Annotated in this window: 12 protein-coding genes; 11 read left to right on the forward strand and 1 reads right to left on the reverse strand. The window is 69.9% G+C overall.

The annotated features are described in order from the left end of the window. Positions 1 to 358 precede the first annotated feature (358 nt). The 4 genes from GPA10_RS29940 to GPA10_RS29955 all read left to right on the forward strand — a co-directional run bounded on the left by GPA10_RS29940 (position 359) and on the right by GPA10_RS29955 (position 4,247). Positions 359 to 1,045: a PadR family transcriptional regulator gene (locus tag GPA10_RS29940; protein ID WP_157168238.1), complete on the forward strand. Its 687-nt coding sequence runs from the start codon at positions 359 to 361 to the stop codon at positions 1,043 to 1,045. A 59-nt stretch (positions 1,046 to 1,104) separates the two neighbouring features. Beyond that, positions 1,105 to 2,187 (forward strand): inositol-3-phosphate synthase, encoded by a 1,083-nt coding sequence (locus GPA10_RS29945; RefSeq protein ID WP_157168239.1) that lies wholly within the window; start codon positions 1,105 to 1,107, stop codon positions 2,185 to 2,187. A gap of 148 nt (positions 2,188 to 2,335) precedes the next feature. Then, positions 2,336 to 3,592, forward strand: a complete 1,257-nt coding sequence (locus tag GPA10_RS29950) for an MFS transporter (protein ID WP_157168240.1) — start codon at positions 2,336 to 2,338, stop codon at positions 3,590 to 3,592. A 130-nt stretch (positions 3,593 to 3,722) separates the two neighbouring features. After that, entirely contained in the window at positions 3,723 to 4,247 is a 525-nt protein-coding gene (locus GPA10_RS29955) for an LppU/SCO3897 family protein (RefSeq protein ID WP_343041466.1), read from the forward strand. Positions 4,248 to 4,408: 161 nt separating this feature from the next. On the opposite strand, the gene GPA10_RS29960 is transcribed toward GPA10_RS29955, so the two are convergent. Continuing rightward, the gene (locus GPA10_RS29960) at positions 4,409 to 5,875 is read right to left on the reverse strand and encodes a CCA tRNA nucleotidyltransferase (protein ID WP_058850024.1); all 1,467 of its coding nucleotides are present in this window, start codon (positions 5,873 to 5,875) and stop codon (positions 4,409 to 4,411) included. 227 nt (positions 5,876 to 6,102) lie between these two features. On the opposite strand from GPA10_RS29960, the gene GPA10_RS29965 reads away from it, so the two are divergent. The 7 genes from GPA10_RS29965 to trxA all read left to right on the forward strand — a co-directional run bounded on the left by GPA10_RS29965 (position 6,103) and on the right by trxA (position 16,682). After that, positions 6,103 to 8,544, forward strand: a complete 2,442-nt coding sequence (locus tag GPA10_RS29965) for a DUF6049 family protein (RefSeq protein WP_343041467.1) — start codon at positions 6,103 to 6,105, stop codon at positions 8,542 to 8,544. A gap of 47 nt (positions 8,545 to 8,591) precedes the next feature. Next, a complete protein-coding gene (gene murJ, locus GPA10_RS29970) occupies positions 8,592 to 11,450 on the forward strand; it encodes a murein biosynthesis integral membrane protein MurJ (protein ID WP_157168241.1) in 2,859 nt (952 codons plus the stop codon). A 118-nt stretch (positions 11,451 to 11,568) separates the two neighbouring features. After that, on the forward strand, positions 11,569 to 13,281 hold the full coding sequence (locus tag GPA10_RS29975; RefSeq protein WP_343041468.1) for a protein kinase family protein: 1,713 nt from the start codon (positions 11,569 to 11,571) through the stop codon (positions 13,279 to 13,281). A 42-nt stretch (positions 13,282 to 13,323) separates the two neighbouring features. Continuing rightward, on the forward strand, positions 13,324 to 14,112 hold the full coding sequence (sigM, locus tag GPA10_RS29980) for an RNA polymerase sigma factor SigM (RefSeq protein ID WP_343041469.1): 789 nt from the start codon (positions 13,324 to 13,326) through the stop codon (positions 14,110 to 14,112). Further along, a complete protein-coding gene (locus tag GPA10_RS29985; RefSeq protein WP_343041470.1) occupies positions 14,109 to 15,065 on the forward strand; it encodes an anti-sigma factor family protein in 957 nt (318 codons plus the stop codon). Before sigM ends, GPA10_RS29985 begins: the two co-directional genes overlap by 4 nt. Positions 15,066 to 15,336: 271 nt before the next feature. Next, a complete protein-coding gene (trxB, locus tag GPA10_RS29990; RefSeq protein ID WP_058850029.1) occupies positions 15,337 to 16,302 on the forward strand; it encodes a thioredoxin-disulfide reductase in 966 nt (321 codons plus the stop codon). A 47-nt stretch (positions 16,303 to 16,349) separates the two neighbouring features. Beyond that, positions 16,350 to 16,682 carry a thioredoxin gene (trxA, locus tag GPA10_RS42910; protein ID WP_058850030.1) on the forward strand — a complete coding sequence of 111 codons (333 nt, stop codon included), beginning with the start codon at positions 16,350 to 16,352 and terminating at the stop codon, positions 16,680 to 16,682.

The raw sequence follows: 16,682 nt of genomic DNA on the forward strand, positions 1-16,682 counted from the left end.
GCAGGCGCGGATCTCCGCACCTGGAAACGGCGGCTGGCTTCCGGACCCCCCGACGCACGGAGGCGGCCGTACCGGCACGCATCCGCACTGCACCGGGGACGACGACGCCACCATGCGTCACTTGGTTCCCGGCGGTATTCATGGCGCACAGACTACGCACCGTCAAAACCCTCTTAGGACCGAAGTTCACCCCAAAACAGGCAAGTTACTTCCTACGAATCGGTGATGTGACGCCGTTCACCGTGCCCCCTCTTGTCGCAGGCGGAACACCGTTCTATCGTCGAGATGTATCGAGCCGATACATCAGCTCGGCATAAGCGGTCGGTGTACGGCAGACTGGGACAGAGGGGAGGCGGCGATGAGCAGACGCTCCGGCATCCTCGAGTTCGCCGTCCTCGGCCTGCTCAGAGAGTCACCGATGCACGGCTATGAGCTGCGCAAGCGGCTCAACACCTCACTGGGTGTGTTCCGCGCCTTCAGCTACGGGACTCTCTATCCCTGTCTCAAGACTCTGGTCGCCAGCGGCTGGTTGATCGAGGAGTCGGGAACCGCCACCGGAGAGGCCCTGGCGACCCCCCTCACGGGCCGCCGCGCCAAGATCGTCTACCGATTGACGGCAGAAGGTAAGGAACACTTCGAGGAACTGCTCTCGCAGACCGGCCCCGATGCGTACGAGGACGAGCACTTCGCCGCCCGCTTCGCCTTCTTCGGGCAGACCTCGCGGGACGTACGGATGCGGGTGCTCGAAGGCCGCCGCAGCCGGCTCGAGGAGCGCCTGGAGAAGATGCGCGCGTCGCTGGCCCGCACCCGGGAGCGCCTCGACGACTACACGCTTGAGCTGCAGCGGCACGGCATGGAGTCCGTGGAGCGCGAAGTGCGCTGGCTGAACGAGCTCATCGAGAGCGAGCGCGCGGGACGCGACCAGCAACGGTCCGCCCCCGAAGGCTCCGCTCAGCAGAACAGCACATCTGGGGAGTCGGGCGTCCTGCCCCGGCGGCGGGGCAGCACCCCGCCGCCGGATGCGTCCGACGACACCACCAAGTGAGGCCCCGCAGTCGGCGGGGTCTCATCCGGAACACCGAGATCACACAGGGAGCAACCGGAATGGGTTCGGTTCGCGTAGCCATCGTCGGCGTGGGCAACTGCGCCGCCTCGCTGGTCCAGGGCGTCGAGTACTACAAGGACGCAGACCCGGACACCAAGGTCCCGGGCCTGATGCACGTCCAGTTCGGCGACTACCACGTCGGTGACGTCGAGTTCGTCGCCGCCTTCGACGTCGACGCGAAGAAGGTCGGCCTCGACCTGGCGGACGCCATCGGCGCCAGCGAGAACAACACCATCAAGATCTGCGACGTGCCGAACACCGGCGTGCAGGTCCAGCGTGGCCACACCCACGACGGCCTGGGCAAGTACTACCGCCAGACCATCGAGGAGTCTGCCGAGGCCCCGGTCGACGTCGTCCAGATCCTCAAGGACAAGCAGGTCGACGTCCTCATCTGCTACCTGCCGGTCGGTTCCGAGGACGCCGCGAAGTTCTACGCGCAGTGCGCCATCGACGCCAAGGTCGCCTTCGTCAACGCCCTCCCGGTCTTCATCGCCGGCACCAAGGAGTGGGCCGACAAGTTCACCGAGGCCGGTGTCCCGATCGTCGGTGACGACATCAAGTCCCAGGTCGGCGCCACCATCACGCACCGCGTCATGGCGAAGCTGTTCGAGGACCGCGGTGTCCGCCTCGAGCGCACCATGCAGCTCAACGTCGGCGGCAACATGGACTTCAAGAACATGCTGGAGCGCGACCGCCTCGAGTCCAAGAAGATCTCGAAGACGCAGGCCGTCACCTCGCAGATCCCCGACCGCGAGCTGGGCGAGAAGAACGTCCACATCGGCCCGTCGGACTACGTCGCGTGGCTCGACGACCGCAAGTGGGCGTACGTCCGCCTCGAGGGCCGCGCCTTCGGTGACGTCCCGCTGAACCTGGAGTACAAGCTCGAGGTCTGGGACTCCCCGAACTCCGCGGGTGTCATCATCGACGCCCTGCGCGCCGCGAAGATCGCTAAGGACCGCGGCATCGGCGGCCCGATCCTGTCGGCGTCCTCGTACTTCATGAAGTCCCCGCCGGTGCAGTACTTCGACGACGAGGCCTACGAGAACGTCGAGAAGTTCATCAAGGGCGAGGTCGAGCGCTAGATCGGCCCGCCCCCGGCGCGAGCCGCGCGCCGGACCGTGTGCTGCGCCGTTCGCCGTGACGGGCCCCTGGGCCGGTCACGGCGAACGGCATTGAGGGCCTCCGGGGCACACGCACCCGGGGGCCTTCGCGTATGTGAGGCTGTGCCCCATGTCTGTCGTCGGTGACCTGCGTGTGCTGCTGCGGCTGCGGGACTTCCGGCGCCTGCTCGCCGTACGGCTCGTCTCCCAGGGCGCGGACGGCGTCTATCAGGTGGCGCTTGCCGCGTACGTGGTCTTCTCGCCGGAGAAGGAGACGTCGCCCGCCGCGATCGCCTCCGCCATGGCGGTGCTGCTGCTGCCTTACTCCCTGGTCGGCCCGTTCGCGGGTGTTCTGCTCGACCGCTGGCGCCGCCGTCAGGTCCTCCTCCACGGCAATCTGCTGCGGGCCGCGCTCGCCGGTACGACCGCCGTCCTGATGCTCGTCGGGGCGCCGGACTGGCTCTTCTACGGGTCCGCCCTGTGCGTCACGGCCGTCAACCGCTTCGTCCTCGCCGGGCTCTCGGCGTCCCTGCCGCGCGTCGTCGACGGCGACCGTCTGGTCCTCGCCAACTCCCTCTCCCCGACCGCCGGGACGCTCGCGGCCACCGCGGGCGGCGGACTCGCCTTCCTGCTGCGCATCGTGGCGGCCGACTCCGACGCCGCCGTCGTCCTGCTCGGCGCCGCGCTCTACCTGTGCTCGGCGCTCGCGTCGCTGCGCATCGCCCGTGAGCTGCTCGGACCCGATCCCGAGTTGGTGCAGCCGCGCTTGGGCACGGCGCTCGCGGGAACCGCACGCGGTCTGCTGGCAGGCGTGCGCCATCTCGCCTCGCGCCGCCCGGCCGCGCTCGCCCTGGTGTCGATGACACTGATGCGGTTCTGCTTCGGCGCGCTGACCGTCATGGTCCTGATGCTGTGCCGGTACGCGTGGGGGGCCACGGAGGACGACGGGCTCGCGCTGCTCGGGGTCGCCGTGGCCGTCTCCGGCGCCGGCTTCTTCGTGGCGGCGCTGATCACCCCCTGGGCGGCGGGGCGGTTCGGACCGCACGGCTGGCTCGTGCTGTGCGCGGGCGCCGCAGCCGTCCTCGAACCCGCGCTGGGCCTGCCCTTCGCGCCCGTCCCGATGTTCGTCGCCGCCTTCGTCCTGGGGCTTACGACCCAGGGCGCGAAGATCGCCACGGACACGGTCGTCCAAGAGGCCGTGAACGACGGCTTCCGCGGCCGGATCTTCTCTCTGTACGACGTGTTGTTCAATGTCGCCTTTGTCGGCGCGGCAGGGGCCGCGGCGCTGATGCTGCCCCCCGACGGCAGGTCGATCCCGCTGGTCATCACTGTGGCCTTGATCTACGCAGCGATTGCGGTGGCTATGGCCAGGTTTGACGACCAGTAAGTGTCACATCAATGCCACAGAGGCTCTTCCAGCTTCAGTCCACGCGCGTGAGCCCGATAGCTTACGGAGGTCAATTCGCGCCATCACGCAACCAACTCGCGTGCTGAGCACTCTTTTTAGGGGGATTTCCGTGTCCACTCCGCCGCCCCAGGGCGAGAACCCGTTCGCCCAGGGCCAGCAGCCCTACGGTCAGCCACAGGGCGGAGCCCCGTACGGGCAGCCCCAGCAGGGCGGTGCCCCGTACGGCCAGGCTCCCGGCGCGCCCTACCCGCCCCAGCCCGGCGCTCCGCAGCAGGGCGTCCCCTACTACCAGGGCGGCCCGGACCCGGCGGCACCCCGCAAGGGCAAGAAGAAGCTGATATTCGGCATCGTGGCGGTCGTGGCCGTCGCCGCGATCGTGGGCGGCGCGGTGTGGGCGGGCCAGGACGAGGCCGCCGCAGCCGAGGTCGGCGACTGCATGAGCGTCGGCAACCCGGAGAGCTCGACGGACCCGGACCTGAAGATCGTGGACTGCGGCGACAAGGATGCCGCGTACAAGGTCGCCGAGAAGAAGGACAGCGGCACCTGCGACATCAAGGAGTACGCCACGTACCGGGAGACCGGTGGCAGCAATGACTTCACGCTGTGCCTGAAGCCGTTCAAGCAGCAGCCGTAGGTCCTCCCGGGCACCGACGGGGGCGATGTTTCACGTGAAACATCGCCCCCCTCGCGTATGGAGCAAAGGGTGTCGCACTCAGCGAAGGGTGCTGTGTTTCACGTGAAACGCAGCACTCGCACCTCACGACGTGCGCCAGCCCCCGCATCCGCCCGCACGGATCAGCCCTCGGCCGCCCACCACTCCTTGAGTGCCGCCACCGCCGCGTCCCGCTCCATCGGTCCGTTCTCCAGGCGCAGCTCCAGGAGGAACTTGTAGGCCTTGCCGATCACCGGCCCCGGGCCCACGCCCAGGATCTCCTGGATCTCGTTGCCGTTGAGGTCGGGGCGGATCGAGTCCAGCTCCTCCTGCTCCTGGAGGCGGGCGATGCGCTCCTCCAGGCCGTCGTACGCGCGCGAGAGAGCGGTGGCCTTGCGCTTGTTGCGGGTCGTGCAGTCGGAGCGCGTCAGCTTGTGGAGGCGTTCGAGGAGCGGGCCGGCGTCGCGTACATAGCGACGCACTGCCGAGTCCGTCCATTCGCCCGTGCCGTAGCCGTGGAAGCGCAGGTGCAGCTCGACCAGGCGTGAGACGTCCTTGATGAGCTCGTTCGAGTACTTCAGGGCCGTCATGCGCTTCTTGGTCATCTTTGCGCCGACCACCTCGTGGTGGTGGAAGGAGACCCGCCCGTCCTTCTCGAAGCGGCGGGTCCTCGGCTTGCCGATGTCGTGCAGCAGGGCCGCGAGCCGCAGCGTCAGGTCCGGGCCCTCCGTCTCCAGCGCCATCGCCTGTTCGAGGACGATCAGGGTGTGGTCGTAGACGTCCTTGTGGCGGTGGTGCTCGTCGCGCTCGAGGCGCAGTGCGGGCAGCTCCGGCAGGACGTGCCCGGCGAGCCCGGTGTCCACGAGCAGCGCGAGCCCCTTGGCCGGGTGGGCGGACAGGATCAGCTTGTTCAGCTCGTCCCGGACCCGCTCGGCGGAGACGATCTCGATCCGCCCGGCCATCGCCTTCATGGCGTCGACGACCTCCGGGGCCACCTCGAAGTCCAGCTGCGCGGCGAAGCGGGCGGCCCGCATCATCCGCAGCGGATCGTCCGAGAAGGACTCCTCGGGCGTGCCAGGGGTGCGCAGCGCGCGCTCGGACAGGTCGTCCAGGCCACCGTGCGGGTCGATGAACTCCTTCTCCGGGAGCGCCACGGCCATCGCGTTCACGGTGAAGTCCCGGCGGACGAGATCCTGCTCGATGGAGTCGCCGTACGAGACCTCGGGCTTGCGTGAGGTCCTGTCGTACGCCTCCGATCGATATGTCGTCACTTCGACCTGGAAGCGCTGCTCGGCGCCGTCCACCAGGGCGTCCTTCTGGCAGCCCACCGTGCCGAAGGCGATACCCACCTCCCAGACCGCGTCCGCCCACGGACGGACGATCTTCAGTACGTCCTCGGGACGGGCGTCCGTGGTGAAGTCCAGGTCGTTGCCGAGCCGGCCCAGGAGCGCGTCCCGGACCGAGCCGCCGACCAGGGCGAGCGAGAACCCGGCCTCCTGAAAACGGCGGGCAAGGTCGTCGGCGACGGGGGAGACCCGCAGCAGCTCACTCACGGCGCGCTGCTGCGCCTGGCTCAGGGCACGGGGATTGTCTTCGTTGGCGTTCGGCACAACAGAAAAGGGTACGTGCCCCGGGCGACCGCGGCCGCCCGGATTTCCGCGGCCCCCGTCAGGGTCGTCCACACTGCTCACCACGGCCGTCGCGGGTACGGCGGACCGTTGTTGCGATCTTGTGGAGCAGTCCGCGGCACTTAGCCCCTGCGCACCTCGTTACCATGCGTGGACGCAGCGAACGACAAGCACCGACACAGCTGACGACGACGAGGGACGGGCGACGCGTGGCCGAGGCGGCAGACTTCCCGGGGACCAGCCCCTCACCTGCCCGCCGGTGGTTCCGGCGCACAGCGACACTGCTGGCCGGAGCACCGCTGCTCGCCGGTCTGCTCCACGTGCCGACAAGCCCCACGGCGTCCGCCGCCGCACCCTCAGCGGGCCTGGCCGCGACGGCCGCCACGCACCCCGCCAGCGGCGCGAAGAACGCCCAGAAGGCCGCCTCGCGGCCGAAGACGGCCGCCACCGGCTCCCGCACCGTCAATGTGTCCCTGAACTCCCTCACCCCGAGCGCGCCGCGCGAGGGCGACACCGTCACCGTCTCCGGCACGGTCACCAACGAAGGCCTCCAGACGATCACCAACGCGCAGGTGGGCCTGCGCATCGGCTCTCCCCTGGGCGGCCGCACGGCCATCGACAGCGCCGCCAAGCGGACCTCGTACCAGCCCGGCGCCGACGGCAGCGAGGTCGGTGGGAAGTACGCAGAGAAGTTCTCCCGGCTCGCTCCCGGCGTCCGGCAGGACTTCAGCATCTCCGTGCCCGTGAGCGCCCTGGACCTGGGCCTGGACGGGGTCTACCAGCTCGGGGTCGCGCTCACCGGCCAGACCTCCGCACAGCCCTACCCGCAGGTGCTCGGCATCGAGCGGACCTTCCTGCCCTGGCAGGACGGGGCGGCCGACACGAAGACCAGGACGACGTTCCTGTGGCCGCTCATCTCGTCCACGCACCTCACCGCGCGGACGCGTTCTGACGAGGAGCAGACCCCCCTCTTCAAGGACGAGAGCCTGGCCAAGGAGCTGCAGCCGGGCGGACGCCTGCAGCAGCTCCTCGCGCTAGGCTCCCAGCTCGACGTCACCTGGGTCGTGGACCCCGACCTGCTGGTCTCGGTCGACGCGATGACGACGAGCTACGACGTCCAGGGCGCCGACGGCACCCCGATCGCCGGCAGGAACCAGGCCGTCGCGAAGCAGTGGCTCGACCAGTTGCAGAAGGCCGTGAAGGGCAAGAAGGTCGTCGCGCTCCCCTTCGCGGACCCCGACCTCGCCTCGCTCGCCCACAACGGCAGGCCCGTCACCGGCTCCCTCGGCCACCTCAAGGAGGCCACCGAAGTCGGCGCCCAGTCGGTGAAGGACATCCTCACCGCCAAGGTCAGCACGGACTTCGCCTGGCCCGCCGAGGGCGCGGTCGACCCGTCGGTCGTCGACATCGCCACGTCCGCGGGCGCCCACTCGGTGATCGCCCGCAGCGACAGCCTGCGCGAGACGGCCGGTCTCTCGTACACGCCCAACGCGGCGCGGCCCATCGGCGGCGGCACGACCGCGGTCGTCGCCGACGCCCGGCTCTCCACCGCCTTCAGCGGCGACATGACGGGCGCCGAGAACTCCACTCTCGCCGTGCAGGAGTTCCTGGCCCAGAGCCTCATGGTCACGCTGCAGGACCCGGGCAGACAGCGCAGCATCGTGGTGGCACCGCAGCGCATGCCCACCGCGAGCCAGGCGCAGTCGATGGCGCGGGCGCTGACCGCCCTCGACGACAAGCGCTGGTCGCAGCCGCAGGACCTGCAGGCGGCGGCGAAGGCCCAGCCGGACCCGGACGCCACCACACAGGTCCCCTCGACCGGCGCCTACCCGTCCTACCTGCGCAGGCAGGAGCTGCCCCGCTCGGCCTTCCAGGAGGTCCAGGACACCCAGGGGAAGCTGGACCGCTTCAAGCAGATCCTCTCCGAGCCCGACCGCGTCATCACGCCGTTCGGGCGGGCCATGGACCGTGAGCTCGCCACGTCGTGGCGGGGGCGCCCGGCGCAGGCACAGAGCTTCCGCAAGGGCGTACAGGGCTATCTGACCAGCCTCACCCGTCAGGTGAAGCTGATCAACAAGTCCGACGTGAAGCTGTCGGGCCGCAGCGCGACCATCCCGGTCACGGTGCAGAACAACCTGGTCCAGGGCGTCGACCACCTCGTCCTCCGCCTCACCTCGACCAACCCCACCCGTTTGAAGGTCGGCGACGGCCTCTACGAGGAACAGCCGGTCAAGATCACCGGTGGTGGCCACACCCAGTCCGTGAAGTTCACCACGACGGCCAACGCCAACGGCCCCGTCACGGTCTCGGCCCAGCTCTACACCGAGGACGGGCAGCCCTACGGCCCCGCCGTCCGCTTCGACGTCAACGTCACCGAGTTCACCGCCACGGTGATGCTGGTCATCGGTGGCGGCGTACTCCTCCTCGTTCTCGCCGGGTTCCGCATGTACACGCAGCGCAAGCGCGCGGCGCAGCGGCGCGCGGAGGCGGGCCCGGACGGCGGACCCGACGGGGACGCCGACGACACCTCAGGAACCACTCCCGACCCCGAGCCCGGCACGGACGATCCCGAGCAGCCGAGTGACCCGACCCCGGACACCGCTCCGGAAAGCGCCGAGCCGTCGCACACGGGTGAGAGAGTGGACCGTTGAGCGATGTCGTGGCCGGTGGGCCCGCGGACCATGAGGTGGGGTAAACCATGAACGCGCCGTACGACGGTGAGCGCGGCCAAGGCGCGGGCAGCTCCGGCTCGGCCGGGGGCCCGCCACCCGGCAATCCCGAGGACGGTCAGGTGCCGCCGCAGCACGCGCCGGACGCCTATCTTCAGGACGCCTACGCTCAGGACCCCTACCGGGCCCAGGACCTCTCGGCCCAGGACCCGGTGGCCGAGGCGCTCTACGACCGCTCGGCACACCCCCCGCCCGCGCCCGGCAGCTACCCGGACCCGCAGCAGCTCTACGGCCAGCCGCCGTCGTCGCAGTACCAGCCCGACCCGCGCGTATGGGCCCAGCCCCCGCCGCCGGAGCCGGACGGCACGACCCGCCACTTGCCGTACGGCGACGACCCGCGCACGACGCAGTACGTGGGCGTGGACGACCTCGTCACGCAGGCCGGCGAGGAGCGGCACCAGCCGGACGCCTTCGCCCACCTCTTCCGCGACCAGCAGGCAGGCGGCTACCAGGACCCGAACGCGGGGGCCTACGGCGACCCGCGCCAGCAGGCCTCCGGGTACCAGGGACAGCAGCAGCACTCCGGCTACGAGGGACAGCAGCCCGGCTACCAGGGACAGCAGGGCCACGGCGGCCACCAGCCCCAGCAGGGCGGCTACCCGGCCCAGCAGGACGCCTACCAAGGCCAGCACGGCGGCCACCCCGGCTACCAGGGACAGCAGCAGCACTCCGGCTACGAGGGACAGCAGGCCGGTTACCAGGGTCAGCAAGAGCACGGCGGTTACCAGGGCCAGCAGGAGCACGGCGGTTACCAGGGCCAGCATCAGGGCGACGGCTACGGCTACCCGCCCCAGCACGGCCAGGCGAGCTTCCCCGGCCCGCCGCAGGCCGGTCAGGAGAGCTACGCGGACCCGCGGCAGGGCCAGGCGGGCTACGCCGACCCGCAGGCCGGATACGCCGGTCAGCAGCAGGGCGCCGGATACGACCAGCAGGGCATGCCGTACGCGCAGAACGACGCCGCCTACGGCCATCGGCAGGCCGCCCAGTACGCGCACCCGCAGCAGGGCGCCCCGTACGCCGACCAGCAGGGCGGCGGGTACTACCAGGACCCGGGCCAGTATCCGGACCCGAACCACGGCGGCTACGCCCAGGACCCGCAGGCCGGCGTCGCCCGTCCGTCCGCGGAGCCGGCCGGTGCGCCGTCCGTGCCTGCTCCGGCCAAGCCGCCCGCCCCCGCGGCCCCGGCGGGGAAGTCCGGCGGCCGGGCCTCGGGGCTGCTGAAGTCCAGCGCGGTGATGGCCGCGGGCACGATGGTGTCCCGCCTCACCGGCTTCGTCCGCTCGGCCATGATCGTCTCGGCCCTCGGCATCGGCCTGCTCGGCGACACCTTCATGGTCGCCTACCAACTGCCGACGATGATCTACATCCTCACCGTCGGCGGCGGTCTCAACTCGGTCTTCGTACCGCAGCTCGTGCGCGCCCAGAAGAACGACGCGGACGGCGGCCAGGCCTACGCCAACCGTCTCCTGACACTCGTCATGGTGGCGCTCGGCGTGCTCACGGTGATCGGCTGGTTCGCCGCGCCGCAACTTGTCCACCTGCTCTCCACGCCGGTGGCCAAGGACCCGGACGCCAACGAGGTCGCCATCACGTTCGTTCGTTACTTCCTGCCTTCGATCTTCTTCATGGGCGTCCACGTCGTGATGGGGCAGATCCTCAACGCGCGCGGGAAGTTCGGCGCGATGATGTGGACCCCGGTCCTCAACAACATCGTCATCATCGCGACGCTCGGCATGTTCCTGTGGGTGTACGGCACGTCCGAGAAGTCGGGCATGCGCGTCACGTCGATCCCCGATGACGGTGTGCAACTGCTCGGTGTCGGCGTACTGCTCGGACTCGTCGTCCAGTCGCTCGCGATGATCCCTTATCTGCGCGAGACCGGCTTCAAGCTGCGGCTGCGCTTCGACTGGAAGGGCCAGGGGCTCGGGAAGGCCGCCAAGCTGGCCAAGTGGACGATGCTCTTCGTCCTCGCCAACCAGGCGGGCGCGATCGTCGTGATCCAGTTGGGCACCGCGGCGGTCAAGCACAGCGGCATGGACGGCACCGGCTTCGCCGCCTACTCGAACGCCCAGCTCATCTGGGGTCTGCCGCAAGCCATCATCACTGTCTCGCTGATGGCCGCCCTGCTGCCCAGGCTGTCACGCTCGGCGCACGAGGGGGACAACGGCGCCGTCCGCGACGACATCTCCCAGGGACTGCGCACCTCGGCCGTCGCGATCGTGCCGATCGCCTTCAGCTTCGTCGCCCTCGGCATCCCGATGTGCACGCTCATGTTCGGCTCGTCCGGCGTCAACGCCGCCACCCGCATGGGCTACATGCTGATGGCCTTCGGTCTCGGTCTCATTCCGTACTCGGTGCAGTACGTCGTCCTGCGCGCCTTCTACGCCTACGAGGACACCCGCACCCCCTTCTACAACACGGTCATCGTGGCCGCCTTCAACGCCGCCGCCTCCGGAGCCTGCTACCTGGTGCTGCCCGCCCGCTGGGCCGTGGCGGGCATGGCGGCCTCCTACGGCGTCGCCTACGCGATCGGTGTGGGCGTCGCCTGGCAGCGGCTGCGCAAGCGCCTCGGCGGCGATCTGGACGGCGCCAACGTCATCCGTACGTACGCCCGGCTCGCCATGGCCTCCGTTCCGGGGGCGATTCTCGGCGCGGCAGTCGGGTACGCGGTCACGAAGGCGCTCGGTCAGGGGGTCTTCGGCTCCCTCGCCGCGCTGATCGTCGGCCTCGCCGTCCTCTTCGGTGTCTTCTTCGTGGCCGCGCGGCGCATGCGGATCCAGGAGCTGAACTCCCTGGTGGGTATGGTGCGCGGACGGTTGGGACGCTGATGTGAAGGAGTCCGCACAACCATCGTCGGCCACCGTGTGTCGTGCATAGCGCCAGACTGTGGGCACAATTGGCTTTGGCGTCTGACGAAGCGCAACGGATGGGGAGGCAGGAACGACGGTGGCGGAACGGAGCACGGCTGCCGTCGACGTGGCAGACAACAGCGGCGACGAGCCGCTGACCGCGCAGGCGGGGCAGTCCACGGCCGACGGGGAGGCCCAGACCCGGGAGCGGGACACGGCGGACGACGGCACAGCCAAGACGAACGAGCCCACCAGCCCGTCCGGGGTGACCACACCCCCCGAACTGCACAGCGGCCACAAACTCGCCAGACGCTATCGCCTCGAGGAGTGCGTCACCCGTCTGGACGGATTCAGCAGCTGGCGTGCGGTCGACGAGAAACTGCGCCGGGCAGTGGGTGTGCACCTGCTCCCCGCCGACCACCCCCGGGCCCGTTCGGTGCTCGCCGCGGCCCGTTCCGCGGCGCTCCTCGGCGATCCCCGCTTCGTCCAGGTTCTGGACGCGGTCGAGGAGAACGACCTCGTCTATGTCGTGCACGAGTGGCTCCCCGACGCCACGGAACTCACGGCGCTGCTCGCGGCGGGTCCGCTGGAGGCGCATGACGCCTATCAGCTCGTCAGCCAGGTCACACAGGCCATGGCCGCAGCGCACCGCGAAGGCCTCGCGCATCTGCGGCTGACGCCGAGCGCGGTCCTGCGCACGTCCTCCGGCCAGTACCGCATCCGCGGCCTCGCGGTGAACGCCGCGCTGCGCGGCATCACCTCCGAGGCGCCCCAGCGCACCGACACCGAGGCGATCGGCGCCCTGTTGTACGCCTCGCTGACTCAGCGCTGGCCCTACGACAACGACGCGTACGGGATGTCGGGCCTGCCCAAGGACATCGGCCTGATCCCCCCGGACCAGGTGCGGGCCGGCGTGCACCGCGGCCTGTCCGAGCTCGCCATGCGCGCACTCGTCAACGACGGGGCGACGGCGTCCCGCCAGGAGCCCGCGTGCACCACGCCGGACGACCTGGTGAAGGCGATCGCCGAGCTCCCCCGCATCCGGCCGCCGGAGCCCGCCTTCACGGCGCCGCCGGAGTATCAGCGCACGACGTACCAGCAGGGGAACTACGGTCGCGGTATGCCGCCCCCCGGCGTCACTCAGGCCGTCCCGGCCCCGCCGCCGCCCCTGCAGAGCCGCACCGGGAAGGCCCTCAAGTGGGCCGTGTCCGCGCTCCTCATCGCCGCCCTCGGCCTGGGCAGCTGGCAGCTCGCGGACGCGCTGCTCGACCAGGACAAGTCCAAGGACTCCGGTCCGACCCGGACGACCGACGGCGAGGACAAGAAGCAGCCGAAGCCCGTTCAGCCGATCGCCGTCCAGAACGCGCAGGAGACCCTGCTCGGCGGGAAGGCGCAGGACCCGGAGAACGTCCCGAAGACGTACGACGGCGACGCCTCCACGCTCTGGCGCACCAAGTCGTACGTGGACGGCCCGCGGCTGGCCCCGTACCGCCAGGGCGTCGGCATCGTCTACGACCTCGGCTCCGGCAAGAGCGTCTCCTCCGCGTCCCTCGGCCTCAAGTACGAGGGCCCCAGCACGACGGTCGAGCTGTACGCCGCCGAATCGATGTCGCCCTCAGGCCCTGTCAGCTCGATGAAGAAAATCGGTGACGGGACCACCACGGGCGACAGCCTGAAGATCAAGGCCGACAAGCCGGTCAAGACGCAATACGTGCTTCTGTGGATGACGCACGTGCCGCAGTCCGGCACGGACGGCTACTACGGCGCGGGCTACAAGCAGGGCATCACGGAAGTGAAGTTCAAGGGCTGACCGTTCCGGCGGGCGCTGAGGGGCGAGGGAGGGGGTTGCACGGTGGACGGCACCGAGCTCGGCGAGCTGAGCGACCAGGACCTCCTGGCGCGCCACGTGGACGGCGACAAGGACGCGTTCGGTGAGATCGTGCGCCGTCACCGCGACCGGCTGTGGGCCGTCGCCCTGCGCACCCTCGGGGACCGCGAGGAGGCCGCGGACGCCGTCCAGGACGCCCTGGTCTCCGCCTACCGCGCCGCCCACACCTTCCGCGGCCAGTCCGCCGTGACGACCTGGTTGCACCGCATCACCGTGAACGCCTGCCTCGACCGGGCACGCAAGGCTGCGTCCCGCAAGACGTCCCCCGTCGACGACGCCGAACGCCTGGACCAGCTCCTGGAACCGCACGAGTCGGCTGCCGCGCCCGTCGAGCGGGGAGATCTGCACCGCGAGCTCCTGGAGGCGCTCGGCACCCTGCCGCACGACCAGCGCGCCTGCCTCGTCCTGGTGGACATGCAGGGCTACCCCGTGGCCGAGGCCGCCCGGGTGCTCGATGTCCCGACCGGCACGGTGAAAAGCCGCTGCGCGCGCGGCCGGGCCAGACTCCTTCCCCTCCTCACGCATCTGCGTACGGAGGCCCCGCCACGGCGCGAGAACCTCCGAGTCACGGGCAAGGATGACGGCAAGGAAAACAGCGGCAGCGAGGACGACAGCAGAAACTCCGCCCCTGGACGGAACCGGACGCAGGGGACAACCGTCCCACCCGCAGCGGAACCAAAGGACGCGGGATCTCCTCCGGATACGGGACCCAGCGACTCAGCGGCAGTGAAGAACGGAGGTGGGCGAGCGTGATCACGACGACAGACTCGGCTGGGCACCCGGACGTCGCCGAGATCTCCGACCTCACCGAAGGCCTGCTCTCCCCGTCCCGCACTCACGATGTGCGCCGCCATCTGGACGGGTGCCCGCTCTGCACGGACGTCTATGAATCACTCGAAGAGATCCGCGGCATGCTCGGCACGCTGCCCGGACCACCACGGATGCCCACGGACGTCGCGGAGCGCATCGACGCGGCCCTGGCTGCCGAGGCGCTCCTTGACGCCGACGCCCCGTCCCGGCCGGACGCGCCGGTCACCTTGGACGCGGTGTCCACCGCCGATGACACGGCGACAGCCGCTGAACCCACCGCGCGTGTTTCACGTGAAACATCGACCACCGGCTCCACCACCAGCGGCCCCGCCGGGCACCCCCGCGCGGCCACCGGGCCGGGCCGAGGCGGCCGTCTGCGTCGTCACCGCCGCCGCACCGCGGTCCTCGGCGCCGTCTTCACCGCGGCCGCCCTGGGACTGGGAACCCTGCTGGTCCAGCCCTGGAGCAATGACTCGAAGGAGCCCTCCAAGAGCACGGCGACGGGTACGGACAGCACGTTCGCCAAGAACAAGCTCGAAGGGCGGGTCTCAGCGCTTCTGGCGGCGGAGAAGAACGGATCCAGGAAGCCCGGCCCCTCACAGCCGTCGTACGACGTGAAGTCCAGCCCGGGGGACGGCCCCTCCAAGGGCTCCACGGTGCTCGACGACTATGTCGAGGTGCCCCCCTGCATCGAGCGGGGGCTCGGTGGTCGTACGCCGCTCGCCGCCGACAAGGGCACCTATGAGGGCGAGGACGCCTACCTCGTCGTCGTGCCGCATGACTCGGACGGCGCTAAGGTCTCCGCCTACGTCGTCGACGCCTCCTGCGTCAGTGCCTCGGCGGCACCGGATGCCACCGGCAAGGTGCTGCTCACCGCGTCCTACGCCCGGCAGTGACGGCCATCGGGCAGTGACGGCCGTCGGCGGGCGCTCGCTCGCTCGCTGCCCACTGTCGGGCCGGAGACTCATCCCACTCGGACGCTCCGTCCGCCGGTCCTCTGCGTCACTCCTCTCCTTCAGACCTTCCCCCGGCCCCTTCGGCACGTGCCGCTTCCGTGTGCTCTGACACGTCGGGAATGCTCGCCCCGTAGGATCCGTTGGGTGGGGTGAGAGTCCTGAACAGGCCCCCGGCAGTACACAGCAGTCCCCAGAGACGAGGAATCAAGCCGTGACCGACGTCCGTAACGTGATCATCATCGGCTCCGGGCCCGCCGGCTACACGGCGGCGCTCTACACCGCGCGCGCCTCGCTGAAGCCCCTGGTGTTCGAGGGCGCCGTCACCGCGGGCGGTGCCCTGATGAACACCACCGATGTGGAGAACTTCCCGGGCTTCCGGGACGGCATCATGGGCCCCGACCTCATGGACAACATGAGGGCCCAGGCCGAGCGCTTCGGTGCCGAGCTCGTTCCGGACGACGTGGTCTCCGTGGACCTCACCAACGAGATCAAGACGGTCACCGACACCGCTGGCACGGTGCACCGCGCCAAGACGGTCATCGTCACGACGGGCTCCCAGCACCGCAAGCTCGGTCTCCCGCGCGAGGACGCCCTCTCCGGCCGTGGCGTGTCCTGGTGCGCGACCTGCGACGGCTTCTTCTTCAAGGACCAGGACATCGCGGTGATCGGTGGTGGCGACACGGCGATGGAGGAGGCCACCTTCCTCTCCCGCTTCGCCAAATCCGTGACCGTGGTCCACCGCCGCGACACCCTCCGCGCCTCCAAGGCCATGCAGGAGCGTGCCTTCGCCGACCCGAAGATCAAGTTCGTCTGGGACAGCGAGATCGCCGAGATCCACGGCGACCCGAAGCTCTCCGGCCTCACGCTGCGGAATGTGAAGACGGGCGAGACCTCCGAGCTGCCGGTGACCGGCCTGTTCATCGCGATCGGCCACGACCCTCGCACCGAGCTGTTCAAGGGCCAGCTGACGCTCGACGACGAGGGCTACCTGAAGGTGGACGCGCCGTCGACGCGTACGAACGTGCCCGGCGTCTTCGCTGCCGGTGACGTCGTCGACCACACCTACCGCCAGGCGATCACGGCGGCGGGCACGGGTTGCTCCGCCGCCCTCGACGCCGAGCGTTTCCTCGCCGCGTCCGTGGACAGCGAGGCGACCACCGCTGCCGCCGCCGTCTGACCCCCTGACCTCACCTGAGCCTCACAGCACAAAGATAGGAGCCCACCGTGGCCGGAGTAGTGAAGCACGTCACCGACGCCTCCTTTGAAGAGGACGTGCTCAAGAGCGACAAGCCCGTACTGGTCGACTTCTGGGCCGAGTGGTGTGGCCCGTGCCGTCAGATCGCGCCGTCCCTGGAGGCCATCGCGGCCGAGCACGGCGACAAGATCCAGATCGTCAAGCTCAACATCGACCAGAACCCGGGCACGGCCGCCAAGTACGGCGTCATGTCCATCCCGACGCTGAACGTCTACCAGAACGGCGAGGTCACCAAGACCATCGTCGGCGCCAAGCCGAAGGCCGCGCTGGAGCGCGACCTGGCGGACTTCATCGCCGAATAG

The organism is Streptomyces typhae (assembly GCF_009755605.1).
Lineage (GTDB): Bacteria > Actinomycetota > Actinomycetes > Streptomycetales > Streptomycetaceae > Streptomyces > Streptomyces typhae.